At 60.7% G+C, this 13624-nt stretch carries 12 protein-coding genes; 3 read left to right on the forward strand and 9 right to left on the reverse strand.

Annotation, left to right across the window (positions count from 1 at the left end; all coding sequences use genetic code 11):
* Positions 1-255: 255 nt before the first annotated feature.
* Positions 256-1356 (reverse strand): sugar kinase, encoded by a 1101-nt coding sequence (locus Q9Q94_RS09360; RefSeq protein ID WP_305979795.1) that lies wholly within the window; start codon positions 1354-1356, stop codon positions 256-258.
* Between the two features lie 91 nt (positions 1357-1447).
* Positions 1448-2134 carry a bifunctional 4-hydroxy-2-oxoglutarate aldolase/2-dehydro-3-deoxy-phosphogluconate aldolase gene (locus Q9Q94_RS09365; RefSeq protein WP_101942368.1) on the reverse strand — a complete coding sequence of 229 codons (687 nt, stop codon included), beginning with the start codon at positions 2132-2134 and terminating at the stop codon, positions 1448-1450.
* Between the two features lie 238 nt (positions 2135-2372).
* Between Q9Q94_RS09365 and Q9Q94_RS09370 the strand changes: the two genes are divergently transcribed.
* The gene (locus Q9Q94_RS09370) at positions 2373-2726 is read left to right on the forward strand and encodes a YkgJ family cysteine cluster protein (protein WP_305979796.1); all 354 of its coding nucleotides are present in this window, start codon (positions 2373-2375) and stop codon (positions 2724-2726) included.
* A 22-nt stretch (positions 2727-2748) separates the two neighbouring features.
* Entirely contained in the window at positions 2749-3315 is a 567-nt protein-coding gene (locus Q9Q94_RS09375; protein ID WP_305979797.1) for a lipocalin family protein, read from the forward strand.
* 403 nt (positions 3316-3718) lie between these two features.
* Here Q9Q94_RS09375 and Q9Q94_RS09380 read toward each other — a convergent pair whose 3' ends face one another.
* The 7 genes from Q9Q94_RS09380 to Q9Q94_RS09410 form a co-directional block, all read right to left on the reverse strand.
* Complete coding sequence (locus tag Q9Q94_RS09380; protein WP_305979798.1) at positions 3719-4309, reverse strand: WG repeat-containing protein; 591 nt, start codon at positions 4307-4309, stop codon at positions 3719-3721.
* Positions 4310-4436: 127 nt separating this feature from the next.
* On the reverse strand, positions 4437-5327 hold the full coding sequence (locus Q9Q94_RS09385; RefSeq protein WP_305979799.1) for a bacteriophage abortive infection AbiH family protein: 891 nt from the start codon (positions 5325-5327) through the stop codon (positions 4437-4439).
* A 533-nt stretch (positions 5328-5860) separates the two neighbouring features.
* A complete protein-coding gene (locus Q9Q94_RS09390) occupies positions 5861-6292 on the reverse strand; it encodes a hypothetical protein (RefSeq protein WP_305979800.1) in 432 nt (143 codons plus the stop codon).
* A 41-nt stretch (positions 6293-6333) separates the two neighbouring features.
* Complete coding sequence (gene parC / locus Q9Q94_RS09395; RefSeq protein ID WP_305979801.1) at positions 6334-8742, reverse strand: DNA topoisomerase IV subunit A; 2409 nt, start codon at positions 8740-8742, stop codon at positions 6334-6336.
* Between the two features lie 346 nt (positions 8743-9088).
* A complete protein-coding gene (locus Q9Q94_RS09400) occupies positions 9089-9562 on the reverse strand; it encodes a chemotaxis protein CheX (RefSeq protein ID WP_305979802.1) in 474 nt (157 codons plus the stop codon).
* 1 nt (position 9563) lies between these two features.
* Entirely contained in the window at positions 9564-9932 is a 369-nt protein-coding gene (locus Q9Q94_RS09405) for a response regulator (protein WP_305979803.1), read from the reverse strand.
* Positions 9929-11971 carry a type IV pili methyl-accepting chemotaxis transducer N-terminal domain-containing protein gene (locus tag Q9Q94_RS09410; RefSeq protein ID WP_305979804.1) on the reverse strand — a complete coding sequence of 681 codons (2043 nt, stop codon included), beginning with the start codon at positions 11969-11971 and terminating at the stop codon, positions 9929-9931. The genes Q9Q94_RS09405 and Q9Q94_RS09410 overlap by 4 nt, the downstream gene beginning before the upstream one ends.
* A 555-nt stretch (positions 11972-12526) precedes the next feature.
* Here Q9Q94_RS09410 and Q9Q94_RS09415 point away from each other — a divergent pair.
* A complete protein-coding gene (locus tag Q9Q94_RS09415) occupies positions 12527-13549 on the forward strand; it encodes a TRAP transporter substrate-binding protein (RefSeq protein WP_305979805.1) in 1023 nt (340 codons plus the stop codon).
* Positions 13550-13624 lie beyond the last annotated feature (75 nt).

A 13624-nucleotide genomic window follows, 5' to 3' on the forward strand; every position in this document is an offset into this window, starting at 1 on the left:
TCGATACACCGCGCTGCGCGCGGCACTCGGGTCGAACGGTTTCAAAAATCCGGAAAGACTTCGCGGCCATTGGCCGCTCCAACAAAAAACCCGAAGACTTGCGTCTCCGGGTTTTTGCTTTTCAAGCAAACCGTCAGATTTGCGCAGAAGGCGTAGCGAGCGGGTGGAGGTCGAAACGAGGAGCGGATACGTACGGATAGTACGTTGAGCACCGGAGTTTCGAGATCCGCCCGCGCAGTAGCCTTATGCGTAAATTTAGCGAATGACGCGAGCGCCCTTGCCCTTCATGGCTGCTTCAACTTCTTCCACGCGAACCATGGAGGTGTCGCCCGGGGTGGACATGGCCAGTGCGCCGTGGGCTGCGCCGTATTCGACGGCAGCTTGCGGGCCCTTGCCTTCAAGGAAGCCATAGGCCAGACCGGAAGCGAAACCGTCACCACCGCCGACGCGGTCGTAGATTTCCAGGTTTTCGCGCTTCATGGACTGATACAGCTCGCCTTGGTAGTAGCACAGTGCGGACCAGTCGTTCAGGGTGGCCGTGGTGGCCTTGCGCAGCGTGGTGGCAGCGACCTTGAAGTTCGGGAATTCAGCGACGGCAGCTTGAATCATCTTCTTGAAGCTGTCGGTTTCGATGTTGGTCAGGTGCTCGTCGGCTCCTTCCACTTCGAAGCCCAGGCAGGCGGTGAAGTCTTCTTCGTTGCCGATCATCACATCGCAGTACTTGGCGATGTTGCGGTTGATCTTCTGTGCGCCTTCCTTGCCACCCTGGCTCTTCCACAAGGAAGCGCGGTAGTTCAGGTCATAGGCCACAACGGTGCCGTACTTCTTGGCAACTTCAACGGCTTCGATCACGGCTTCAGCGGTGTTCGAGGCCAGTGCGGCGAAGATGCCACCGGTCTGGAACCAACGCACACCTTCTTCGCCGAACAGCTTTTCCCAGTTCACTTCACCCGGGCGGATTTGCGAGGCAGCCGAGTGGCCACGGTCGGAACAGCCCAGTGCCGGACGGATGCCGAAGCCTTTTTCCGTGAAGTTCAGGCCGACGCGGGTGTTCTTGCCCAGACCGTCGAAATCGCGCCAGATGACGTGGGACATGTCCACGCCGCCTTGCATGATGAAGTCTTCAACCAGCCAGCCCAGATCGTTCTTCGGCAGAGCCGTGACGACAGCAGCGCGCTTGCCCCAGCACTTGCGCATGGCGCGAGCGACGTTGTACTCGCCGCCGCCTTCCCACACCTGGAAGGAACGGGAATTGCGCACGCGACCGAAGCCCGGGTCGAAACGCAGCATGACTTCACCGAAGGACACGCAGTCCCACTTGGTTTCAGCAACGGATTTGATGATCAGTTCAGACATTTTCTAATCCTGTGGATGTGGATGGAGTCGATTTTCTTGAACTGCGGGCCGCACAGCTTGCGCTGAGCGGCCCGACAGGATTCAAAACAGATTACTTCGCAGCCAGTTCGGCCTTGATGGTCTTGACCAGCTGAACGGTCTTGCGAACATTTTCTTCGATGCCCTTGTAATCCTTGGCGTCGAGCAGCTTCTTGGTGATCAGGTTGCTACCGATACCGCAAGCCACGATGCCGGCGCCGTACCACTTGCGCAGGGACTCTTCGGTCGGCTCGACACCGCCGGTGGGCATGATGCGCGTCCAGGGCATCGGGCCCATGACGCTCTTGACGAACTCGGGGCCGCCAACGGAGGAACCCGGGAACACCTTGACGATTTCGCAGCCCAGCTCTTGTGCGTCACCGATTTCGGTAGCGGAGCCACAGCCAGGGCTGTAGGGGATGCCGCGACGGTTACAAACCTTGGCCACATCAGCGTTCAGCAGCGGGCCGACGATGAACTTGGCGCCGTTGGCGATATAGATGCCGGCGGTCGGAGCTTCAACGATGGAGCCCACGCCCATGATCACGGACGGGTCAGCCTTGGCGAAGTATTTGGTGACTTCGAAGAACACGTGCGAAGCGAAATCGCCGCGGTTGGTGAACTCGATGCACTTGGCGCCGCCGTTGGCACAAGCCTGGATCACGCTCTTGCAAACTTCGACGTCCGGATCGTAGAACACCGGAATCACGGCCTGGTCCATCATCGCAGCCAGTACGGCCATACGGTCTTTTGCAGCCATTGCAAATCTCCTGATAAGTATTGAATTGCGCCGCAGGGGGTGCGACACGAGGTCCAGCAAGCCCGTGATTTTCCCGCAATAGCGGCCAACTATCAAGGCAAAGCCTCAGATTCGCCAGCGAAACCGCAGAAAAACGCACGACCAAAAGCCGCAAGATGATGTCACGCAAGGCGTTCCAGACGCTTGATCCCTGTCAGGGCTTCTGCCGCATCGCCGCCGACATGGGACAATGCCCGCCATGAGCACATCCAGCCCCTCAGACGACGCTTTCATCGACCCTCAGGTCACCTGCAGCACCTGCCGCGCCTGTTGCTGTCAGCTCGAAGTCATCCTGATGGGTGACGACAGCGTGCCACGCCACCTGACGCTGGAAGACGAATGGGGCGGTGAAGTCATGCGGCGGCTCGAAGACGGCTGGTGTGTCGCGCTCGACCGCGACACCCTGCTGTGCACCATTTACGAACGTCGCCCGGGCGTGTGCCGCGAATACGACATGGGCGGGCTCGCCTGCCGCGAGGAGCGCGCCCATCTGGATGCACCTCCAGCAGTGATCCCGCTCGTTCCGCTTGCCAGCATTGCGCTCAAACCATGATCCATCACCTGAGCCCGCCAACATGAAAATCCGCCTGATCCTCAGCGCCCTGATCTTCGGCACCCTGAACCTCTGCTCGTTCAGCACTTTTGCCAGTGCCCCGACAACAGAAGAGCCCCTGATCCCCATCGCCACGCTGGACGTGCCGCGCTACCTGGGCACCTGGTACGAGATCGCCAAATTCCCGAACTGGTTCCAGCGCAAGTGCGCCAGCGATACCCGCGCGGATTACAGCCTCAAGCCTGACGGCACGCTGCAGGTGCTCAACCGCTGCAGGCAGATCGATGGCGAAATCACCGAAGCCCTGGGCGCCGCCCGCCAGATCGGTGACGCCAGCTCGCCGAAACTCAAGGTCCGCTTCGCGCCGGCTTGGCTGTCGTTCATTCCCGCCGTGTGGGGTAACTACTGGGTCATCGATCTGGATGCAGACTACCAGCTCGCCGCCGTGAGCGAACCCGGTCGCGAATACCTGTGGATTCTCTCGCGCAGCCCGCAGCCCGCCCCGCAAGCCTATGCCGCCCTGCTCGAACGCCTGAAGAACAAAGGTTTCGACATCCGCAAGCTGGAAATTACCCCGCACACGCCCTGATACCCTCCTGAAGAGCAGCGCACGGCGGGTAATGCGGTTTAGTTAAACGCCAACGCACCCTCCACTTGGCGTCATCCCGGCGCAGGCCGGGATCCAGAGTCGGCCTGCCGCGCCTGAATGCGGCCTTCAAGCGCAAAAGACCAGGGGCCGCAAAACGGCGCCACGGCATCGATATGGAGTCCGCCGTCCCTCGCATCCTTCTGGATCCCGGCCTGCGCCGGGATGACGACATCAATGGATGCATGTACTCGCCAATCTATGTCCGGGGCTTGCAAAACAGGATGAAAAAGACCGAACCAAACGGAATCAGCGCACAGCGGGACTCTCCAGGCAGGTAGCCTGCAGAACAAGGCGGGATGCGGCTGCGCAGACCGCCTACCCGGCAAGCCCCGCCCCCTGCGCCTCAGCGGGCAGCCGGCAGCTGGAACGGATTCCCGGACGATGCGGCGCCGGGCGACGAGGCCTTGAGCGCCTTGAGCGGCTCGACTGCCCGCCCATGCCGATCGATCACACCCCACTCACCGCCCACCATGCTCCGGTGTCCGTCACCATCCGGCGCACTCTCCACGCAGCCCCGGCACACCTCCGCACGGCCCTTGTAGAAAGGCGCCCCCCAGTCGTAACGCGGCGCAATCACCTGGCGGAAACTCCGGTCATACCAGGCAATGCCGCCCGACTGCAGCGAGCGCGTCAGCCCCTCCTCGAAGTAATCCGGCCCGTTATCGAAAGTCACCACCGGCAACAGGCGACCATCACGCTTCACGTAATACCACTGCCCCGCTATCACCAGCGCCCCCAGCCCGTCGCGGCCAAAGCGCGTCCGCCGCATGAAAGCCGGCGCCAGCCGCAAACGCTCACCCTCGCGCCAGGCGCAGCGCTCAAGCCCCGTCAGCCCCTCGGCCTTGTCCTCATGCCAGCAGCCCAGCCAGTCGCGCGCCAGCACGGGACTGGTGAAGAGCAGGCAGAGGAGGATGGGGAGGAGTTTTTTCAGCATTGTTGGTTTGATGAGCAGCGGTTTTCGACCATGCCTGACCGTCAAGTCATTGGAAGTAGCAGCCCAGCGCCTACGATCAAGGGCGACGAAGCCACAGCGCGGGTTTGGTATCCAACTAGAGGCATTGTCAGGTGAGTCCTTGATGCAGCACGGACTCAAGATCTGAATATCCGCAGACATGAATTTGTCTCTGCGGAACACCACACTCGACCAGCGTCTGAACGTAATGAGACTTCTCCTTTTCGGTGAAGCAGCAGACTTTCCACTGAGCAGCCGGAGCCCGCTGAACCACCTTTTTGAAGTACGGCAGATCAATTTTATTAAGCGAATGGCCAACTACAACAATTTCGCTCGTGTCCCCAAGAGAGTCGAAGAAGCTTGTGTGTGTTTTCAATACCTTTTCCACGGGCTTTTGCAACGCATAGAAGGGGTATTTGGCCGAGCCCTCGGCATCCGAGAATATCGTCCGGTTGCTATCACCATTTCCGTCCAGTTCAGGCTCTTCTTCCATGGAGTCTCCATGACCAAAGATCAGCTCATCAAACGCTTCTGCCTTCCCGTGAATATGCAGCACCTGCTCATCCGCTATGCCGTATACGGATTCGAGCGTCGACGTGTAGTTAAAAGTCAGGAATTTCGCGTTCTCTACTAGAACCAATTTCCTTTCAACCATAGAAATGTCGATCTCAGTCACCCATGCTTGAAAGCAATCCCTAATCTCACTGACATGTTGATCCGCCTGTTCAACAAGATCATCTTCTAATGAGTAAACGGAACTACACCTGAAGCTCTCGGCTTCAACATCTATGTAGTTATGGGCGTTGTAAAACGCCCTCCAATTGAAGCGACCGAGAGAGTTCTCAAAATCGCACCATGGTCCGGCATTCGCGAGATCGACCGAATAAAAATTTGCAACTTCACTCAAGGTTTCTTCTGCGAATTCATTGAACTGGCAGTATCTGGTGGGCAATCCGTGCCAAAGGTCAAAACCATTTCCAACTATGTAAAGCGTCGTCATCTAGCCACCCCGCCGTACCGCAAAGCACCCTGCCAAAAGCAAACAACTAAACGAACCCGGATATTCCGCCCGCATTCATCCGGCGTCAATGCACATGACGGAATCCGCCGCAAGTTCCGGAGCTTGTTTGGTCCTTCCCGCGACCTCGCGTGGAAGCACGTTTGTGACGCTATGCGCGGATACAGACGCCCGAAAGCGGCGTCCTACGCGGAGCATGGGTGCGATCAGGAACGAAGCTGTGGATTTGACGCAAACGCGTACCCATTCGGGGCGAGTAGCCGGTGATGCCGGGGTATCGAGACCGGGGCACGCGGACTTGCCGCCCTGCCCTCGATACACCGCAGCAGCGCTGCGGCACCTTGTGGAAACACGGCGGTCTTTCCACGTCTTCGATTATTCCCACGCTCTGCGTGGGAATGCCGTATTGGACGCTCCTGCGTCCGGTTTTTTCGGGTGCAGCGAACGGTGAAAATCTGGCGCAGAGCGCCGAAAGCGGCGCACCCACGCGGAGCGTGGGAACGCCCCAAATCAGGCTAACGCAAACCAGTGGGAAATGGCCCAAGAAACGAGTTCAGATCAAGTGCCCAGACAGAACGCCTTAAGACAAAAGCAATCGGGCGTATCTGTCCATGCCAGAGAATGGAGTAAATAACCCGATCCCTGTCATGAGGCATCAGAGAGCGCGAAATATTCTCGGCCTCGTCCTCTGAGATCAGCCTGGCTTCACGGATAGCCCTGCCGGCCGCCACCCACCACTCGTCGGCCTGAGATTCATAAAACCGAAAGCCGCTCAATGGATCGCTGATCAGGGCATGCACAGCCTCTTTGTCTTTGGCGGCGAAAGCATCCGCTAACCGAAGCCTGGCATCCAATACAGCAGGATCTTCATTCGCCCCCCAGGCGAACGGCGTTATCGCAATCAGCGCAATGACAATCAACGACTTTAGACCGCAGATGAATGCCATGGAATTAAATCTTCTGTCATTGAAAATGGCACACAGATTACTCAGGCCGCTTGCGGTTTCACCGCCACCGGCTTGACGCGCGGCGTGAGCGTGCCGCCCTTGCGCGCGCGCTTGCCCCGACAGGCTTCCAGCGCCACACCCTTGACCAGCAACTCGACTTCCTTGCCGCCCCGGCCAGAACCGACGACGACCACCGCATCCGTCGGCGGACAAGCAATCGCGCAGAGTTCTTCCTTCTCATCCAGCCCCATCACGATCATGCCGCGGCCGCGCGGCATCACCTTCATCTCGGCGCGCGGAAAGTAGAGCAAGCGACCGTTGCCCGAAGCCGCTGCCAGCCACTCGCCCTGCACCAGCGCCGGCGTCAGCACGGTTTCCTTGTCTTCCAGCGTCATGAAGGCCTTGCCGGCGCGCTGACGGGTGACCAGTTCTTCGAGCTTCGTGATGAAGCCGTAGCTGCCGGAGTTGGCGAAGAAATAATCACGGCTCGGCTCGTCGACCAGCGCCTGCGCAATGCGCGCACCGGGTTGCAGTTCGATGAAGGACGTGATCGGAGCGCCATCGCCACGCCCGCCCGGCAGATCGCTGATGCGGATCGAATACGCCCGGCCAGTGGTATCAATCAGGATCAGCGGCCAGGGCGTGCGCGCCTCGGCTACCAGCATGGCCGAGTCCCCGCTCTTCCAGCTCACCGACTGCGGATCGACGCCGTGGCCCTGCCGCGCGCGCACCCAGCCGTTTTTCGACAGCAGCACCGTCACCGGCTCGTCCAGCACAGGCGCTTCGACGGCTGCGACCGGCACGGCCGCTTCCACCAGGGTACGGCGATCGTCGCCGTGTTTCTTCGCGTCCTCGCTGATTTCCTTGAGGATCAGCTTGGTCATCGCGTTGCGGTTTTCGAGCAGTTCCAGCAGACCGGCGCGCTCTTCGCGCAGGCCAGCGAGTTCCTTCTCGATGGCGATGTATTCGAGCTTGGCGAGCTGACGCAGACGGATTTCGAGGATGTCCTCGGCCTGCATTTCGCTCAGGCCAAAGCGCGCAATCAGCTCGGCCTTGGGCTCGTCCGCCTCGCGAATCACCTTGATCACTTCGTCGATGTGCAGCCAGGCAATCTGGCGGCCTTCGAGGATGTGGATGCGCCGCTCGACCTGACCCAGACGATGGCGCGTGCGGCGCTCAACCGTGGTGAAGCGGAAGTCGATCCACTCGCGGATCAGCGCGCGGATGCCCTTCTGCGCCGGACGACCGTCGAGGCCGATCACCGTGAAGTTCATCGATACCGAAGCCTCCAGACTGGTGTGCGCCAGCAGCACGCGCATCAGCTCTTCCGGTGTCTGGGTGCGGCTCTTCGGCTCCAGCACCAGACGCACGGCGGCAAGATCAGACGATTCATCACGCGCGGCATCCAGCACGCCGAGCACCAGCGCCTTGTTGTTCTTTTCGTCCTGAGTGATTTCCTTCTTGCCGGTCTTGGGCTGCGGGTTGGTGACCGCTTCGATTTCAGAAAGCACCTTGGAGCTCGACACGCCATGCGGCAGCTCGTCGACAATCACGCGCCAGGCGCCACGCGCCAGCGTCTCGACACGCCAGCGCGCACGCATGCGGATCGAGCCACGGCCGGATTCGTAGGCATCGCGGATCGCCGAATCCGGCGAAATGATCTGGCCGCCACCAGGAAAATCCGGCGCAGGCAGCACGGCGCGAACTTCTTCCAGCGTAGCCTCCGGCTTCTTGATCAGAAGCTGGGCGGCAGCGGCGACTTCACGCAGATTGTGCGGCGGGCATTCTGTGGCCATGCCCACGGCGATGCCGGAGGAGCCATTTAGCAGCAACATCGGCAGGCGCGCCGGCAGGAGCTTGGGCTCCTCGAAGCTGCCATCGTAGTTCGGGCCGAAATCCACCGTGCCCATGTCGATCTCGGCGAGCAGCAGCTCGGCAATCGGCGTCATGCGCATTTCGGTGTAACGCATCGCGGCGGCGCCGTCGCCATCGCGCGAGCCGAAGTTACCCTGCCCATCGATCAGCGGGTAGCGCAGCGAGAAATCCTGAGCCAGACGCACCGAAGCGTCGTAGATCGACGAGTCGCCGTGCGGGTGCAGCTTACCCATCACATCACCGACCACTCGGGCGGACTTCACCGGTTTGGCGCCCGGCGCCAGGCGCATCGAATGCATGGTGTACAGGATGCGGCGCTGCACCGGCTTCAGGCCATCTTCCACCTGCGGCAGCGCGCGGCCACGCACCACGCTCATGGCGTAGGCCAGATAGGCACGTTCGGCAAAGGCGGCGATGGGCAGATGGTCGTCCGGAAGCTCGGTCAGCGTCGGCTCCGCCGGCGGGGGGGAGGGAGCGACGGGCTCGGCAGGCGTTTCAGACAAATTCGCCGGCAGGGTTTCCTGCACAGGTTCATCACCAAACAGATCGTTTTCCGGATCGACGGGAAGGCTCATTGCGGCGGGGAGGAAGCGTGAATCAGGGGGCGAATTGTAGCCCGGATGCAGCGCAGCGGAATCCGGAGATGCGTTGCAGAGCCGCCGGGCTCTCGTCTTCGGCCGGCATCCGGACTACGGTTTTGCAAGCCTGCCCGAGCTTCCCTGATCAGCGAAGGAGGACTCCATCACCAGACGCCGGGGCGCCCGGCCCTGACAAGGTGAAGGATGAAGAGAGGTTTGCTGACCGGCGAAAGAACATGAAAAGCGTCAGAGAGCAGCCCGAAGACCCGCGCGCCACCTTACTCTTCTGCCACCCTGCCCGGAGAGGTCCGCCACAAGCGGCTCTTCAGGCAGGCTATTGAAGTCAGCTCACCGGGCTGCGCGAAGTCTTCAGATCCACCACTACGATGGCTTCGAAGCCGCGCCAGGCCAGCGGCACGACGTACGGGCGGGGCTCGCTGCCGGGCTTGATGGCGATGCTGGTGCAGCGGCGCGGAACGGAGATTTCCAGCCCCTCGCCAAGCTCGCGGCGGGCCTGACCGGAAAACATGTTGGCGATCTCTCCGATGAGATCAAGGTGGTCGGCATCGGTATAACTCTCCGAACCGTAGCTGAGCAACAGATGCGAGAGCATGCCGCGTGGGGCGGAGAAGTACAGCGAACCGCGCCACTCACCACTCACATCGACGATGCCGGAGAAGTCAAAAAATGGCAGGTATTCGCCGGTTTCAGCGAGGTAGGCCGAGCGTACCTCGGCCGCATCGCCCGTGGCGTGCTTGAAGAAGTGATTCACCGATGCGACGAAAGCGCCGAGTTCCTGTTCCTGCAGTGCGCGCATATCAATCCTTGAGCAGTTCCTTGAGGCCTTCAACCAACTCCTCGCTGGTGAAGGGTTTGTGCAGAAAACCGTGGGCGCCGCAGCTCATCGCGTTCAGTGCGGTCCTGCGGTCACCCAGGGCGGAGACGACGAGGATGCGCATGTCCGGCGAAATCTTCATCAGCCCCTTGATGCAGGCCACGCCATCCACGTTGGGCATGGTCAGATCCATGGTCACCACATCCGGCAGGTATTCCTTCGCCATCAGCAGGGCCTCGCCGCCATGGCGCGCAGTGGCGACCACCTCCAGGTCCGGCAGATCGGGGTGACGTGCGACCTGCACGATGCGGTTGCGGATCACCGAAGAGTCATCAACGACGAGCATTTTCATGCGGCAAACTCCACGCGGAATTCGGTGTAGCGGCCAGGCTGGCTGAGCAGGCGCACGCGCCCACCGATGCGCTTGACGGCGTGACTGACCACATCCAGGCCGACGCCACGACCGGCGTGATCGTCGACCTTTCCGGCCGTGGAGAACCCGCGCTTGAAAATTTCCATGATGATCTGCCGGTCAGACAGTTGTGCCAGCATGGTTTCATCCATGCGCCCGGTTTCGCGCAGCACCTCGCGCAGACGCTTGGCGCACAGGCCGCGGCCATCGTCACGCACGCTAAGGATGAACTGGTCCGGTCCGCTGCTGGAAAGCTCGACCTGCACCAGCCCTTCGACCGGCTTGCCCGAGCCGACCCGCTCGGACGGACTCTCGATGCCATGCACCACGGCATTACGCACCAGTTGCGCGGCAATCACGCGTAGCGTGCTGGCCGCAGCGGGTGGCAGCATCTCCAACGGATCGAGACTCACGTGGGTCAGCACACGCTTGTCCTGGTCATCGGCAACCCGGCGCGTCAGATCGACGATGGATTGCTGAAAGTCGGCCCGCACCGGCACCGGCTCGGGTTGCTCGGCATACTTTGCCACCACGCTGCGCAACCAGCCCAGACGCTCGAAGAGCTTCTGCAGCGACACGGACAGACTGATCAGTTCCTCGCCGCTGAGCTGATCACGCCCACGCATCTTCTCCAGCTGGTCTTCAAAGACATGCGCGTCAGTGACCATGAAATCCAGCCCGAGCATGGCCGCATTGCCCTTGATCGAATGCACCACGCGGAACACATGGCCGATCATCGCGCGGTACTCGCCGGGCCTGCCCGTGACGGCTTTCAGGCGATCATTGATTTCGAACAGACCGGCACTGGCCTCGTTGATGAACTCCTGCAGGGTAGCGGGCTGCATCTGCAACAGCCGCAGCATCACGTTCATCTGCTCGTCGGCACGGCTCTTCGCCGAATCCAGTGCATTACGCAGGGCCACCTGCTCGGAGACATCACCCACCGTGACCAGCAGGTGTGTGAGCTTGCCGTCGACCAGCACACGGTTGAATTCAAAACTCAGATACTTGGCTCCCTTGTCGGTGATCACGCCGACCTCCCGCATCGGATTGAGCTCGCGCACCAGCACTTCCTTGACCCGCTCACCCAGCAACAGACTGGCATATTGCACGGCCTGCTCGTAATCGTCCGGCCCCATAAGTTCGCGCAGGATGGGCCTGAAATCATCGCCCGCCGCGATCTGCCGCCCGAGCAGGCCGGAGAGCGAGGCGGAGTACTGCGAGCCCAGGCGGAAATGGCGGTCGATCAGGAACAGGCCTTCGCGCACCGTGCCGAGAATTTCCGAGGTTTCACGCTGCGCCGCCGCCGAGCGTTCGTCGCTCTCGCGCAGACGACGGATGAATTTGAGCAGGATGAAGCCGAAGTTGAGCAAGGCCAGCACGATGCCGGCGGTCTGCACCTGACGCAGGCGCTCGGCCTTGGCTGAGGCCACGCTTTCGAGACGCACGGTCAGATCGTTCATCATGCCCAGCAGGCGGATGTTGTAGGTTCGCGCGGCCACAGCAGCAGCGGCCACCAGCGCCTCGTCACCCGGCTGCTTCACGGCAGCGCGCAGCGACTCTCGGTAGGACTGCCACAACTCGCTGGCCTTGCCGAGAATTTCGCGCCCGCCGGCATCCTGAACCTTGTCGAGCCTGGCCATGCGGCCATCAGCACCTTTGACCGGCCCGCCGGCGATGAAAGCAGTCAGGCTCGCATCAAACAGCGTCACCGCCGCATCCAGTTCTTCAAGCACGGCCGCTTCGGGCTGACCGTTGCGCTGAGCGGTTTCCAGCATCAGCGCCGCCTTGGCCATGCGCTGACTGAGCATGCGCTGGCGCCCGCCGAGATTGATGGCCACGGCATCCGCCGAGATCTGGTAGGACGTGTAGAAATTCAGCATCAACACCGCCAGATCGAAGATCAGGAAGCAGGCCACAGCCAGCACGATCTCGCGGTACTTGCCGGGCTGCAACCCCGGCGTTTCGGTCTTGTTCATGTCAGTCTCCGTAGGTGTGCCCCCGCACGAAGATTTCCTACGCAAAAACTGAACCAGCTCTGAAAAACGAGGAAAAATCCTTTTATATCAGGTCACTGCGAGCCACCAACATGGCATTACAAGATGCTCCACGCACGACCAGCGCGCCATAAACGGGCATGAACGGCAACACACGCCCCATCGCACAGCACAGCCGCGACCTCTCGTATTCCGTGTCGCCAGAACACTGCTGTCATTCAATCTTCGGGGCAAGCCAGACTCAACCCAGCCGCCTTCCGTCTGGATGACAGGTGCAAAACGGCTATCACGCCCGAAGAAAGATGATCTGCGGAAAGCGCTGTGCGAGCCCTGTCGACAGATATTCGAGAGGTCGCGTTGACACACATGGCTACAGACCCTGAGGTAAACCGCATTTGTCTCAAGACCATTCCCAAAAATACAATCGGTACCAGAATCAGACCCACCCATGCTGCATTCGCGTTTGGCCCTGTCGCGAGCATGGCATATAACAAATACAGGCGCCCCTGACACCATACCCACAGAGGAGACTTCATCATGAACACCCGCCGCAACATCCTGCTCGGCCTGATCTGTCTGAGCTTCAGCTCGCTGGTCCAGACGCAGGCCCAAGCCCAGCAAGCCCCGGTCATCATCAAGTTCAGCCACGTGGTGGCCAAGGACACCCCTAAAGGCAAGGCTGCAGATCAGTTCGCCAGACTGGTGAATGAGCGTGGCGCCGGCAAGATCAAGGTCGAGGTCTACCCGAACAGCCAGCTCTACAAGGATGGCGAGGAAATGAACGCCATCCAGATGGGCGCCGTGCAGATGCTCGCACCCTCGCTGGCGAAATTCGGGCCACTGGGGGTGAAGGAGTTCGAACTCTTCGACCTGCCCTTCATCTTTGACGACTATGCCGCCCTGCACCGCGTGACCAACGGCCCGCTAGGCGCCGAGCTGTTCAAGAAACTCGAACCCAAGGGCATCACCGGACTGGCCTACTGGGACAACGGTTTCAAGGACTTCTCCGCCAACAAGCTTACCAAGACACCGGCCGACTTCAAGGGTCTGAAGATGCGCATCCAGTCCTCCAAGGTACTGGAATCCGAAATGCGCGCGCTGGGCGTGATCCCCCAAGTGATGGCTTTCTCCGAGGTCTATCAGGCGCTGCAGACGGGCGTGGTGGATGGCACGGAAAACCCGCCGTCGAACTTCTACACGCAGAAGATGCACGAGGTGCAGAAGTACATGGTGCAGTCGCACCACGGCTATCTGGGCTACGCGGTGATCGTGAACAAGAAATTCTGGGATGGTCTGCCGCCGGATCTGCGCCAGATCGTGGTGACCGCCATGGAAGAATCCACCCGCTATGCCAACGCAATCGCCCAGAAGGAAAATGCCGACTCCACCGATGCGGTGAAAGCCTCCGGCAAGACTCAGGTCGTGCCTCTGACCCCGGCGGAGCGCAGCGAGCTGAAAAAGGTCCTGATCAAGGTGCACAAGGAACAGGAAGGACGCATCGGTGCCGACCTGATCAAACGCGTGTACAAGGAAACCGGCTTCGATCCGAACAAGCTGTAATCCTGACCACAAAGGGGGCGCAAGCCCCCTTTGCACATGAGCTTTGCTGACTGCAGTTGCCTGCTGGAGCCGCGC

Origin of the sequence: Uliginosibacterium sp. 31-16 (genome assembly GCF_030730865.1) — a bacterium.
Taxonomy (GTDB): Bacteria; Pseudomonadota; Gammaproteobacteria; order Burkholderiales; family Rhodocyclaceae; genus Uliginosibacterium.

Coding starts and splice junctions, on each gene's coding strand:
- Q9Q94_RS09360 (WP_305979795.1), bottom strand. CDS start 1,356: ATGTCTGAACTGATCATCAAATCCGTTGCTGAAACCAAGTGGGACTGC.
- Q9Q94_RS09365 (WP_101942368.1), bottom strand. CDS start 2,134: ATGGCTGCAAAAGACCGTATGGCCGTACTGGCTGCGATGATGGACCAG.
- Q9Q94_RS09370 (WP_305979796.1), top strand. CDS start 2,373: ATGAGCACATCCAGCCCCTCAGACGACGCTTTCATCGACCCTCAGGTC.
- Q9Q94_RS09375 (WP_305979797.1), top strand. CDS start 2,749: ATGAAAATCCGCCTGATCCTCAGCGCCCTGATCTTCGGCACCCTGAAC.
- Q9Q94_RS09380 (WP_305979798.1), bottom strand. CDS start 4,309: ATGCTGAAAAAACTCCTCCCCATCCTCCTCTGCCTGCTCTTCACCAGT.
- Q9Q94_RS09385 (WP_305979799.1), bottom strand. CDS start 5,327: ATGACGACGCTTTACATAGTTGGAAATGGTTTTGACCTTTGGCACGGA.
- Q9Q94_RS09390 (WP_305979800.1), bottom strand. CDS start 6,292: ATGGCATTCATCTGCGGTCTAAAGTCGTTGATTGTCATTGCGCTGATT.
- parC (WP_305979801.1), bottom strand. CDS start 8,742: ATGAGCCTTCCCGTCGATCCGGAAAACGATCTGTTTGGTGATGAACCT.
- Q9Q94_RS09400 (WP_305979802.1), bottom strand. CDS start 9,562: ATGCGCGCACTGCAGGAACAGGAACTCGGCGCTTTCGTCGCATCGGTG.
- Q9Q94_RS09405 (WP_305979803.1), bottom strand. CDS start 9,932: ATGAAAATGCTCGTCGTTGATGACTCTTCGGTGATCCGCAACCGCATC.
- Q9Q94_RS09410 (WP_305979804.1), bottom strand. CDS start 11,971: ATGAACAAGACCGAAACGCCGGGGTTGCAGCCCGGCAAGTACCGCGAG.
- Q9Q94_RS09415 (WP_305979805.1), top strand. CDS start 12,527: ATGAACACCCGCCGCAACATCCTGCTCGGCCTGATCTGTCTGAGCTTC.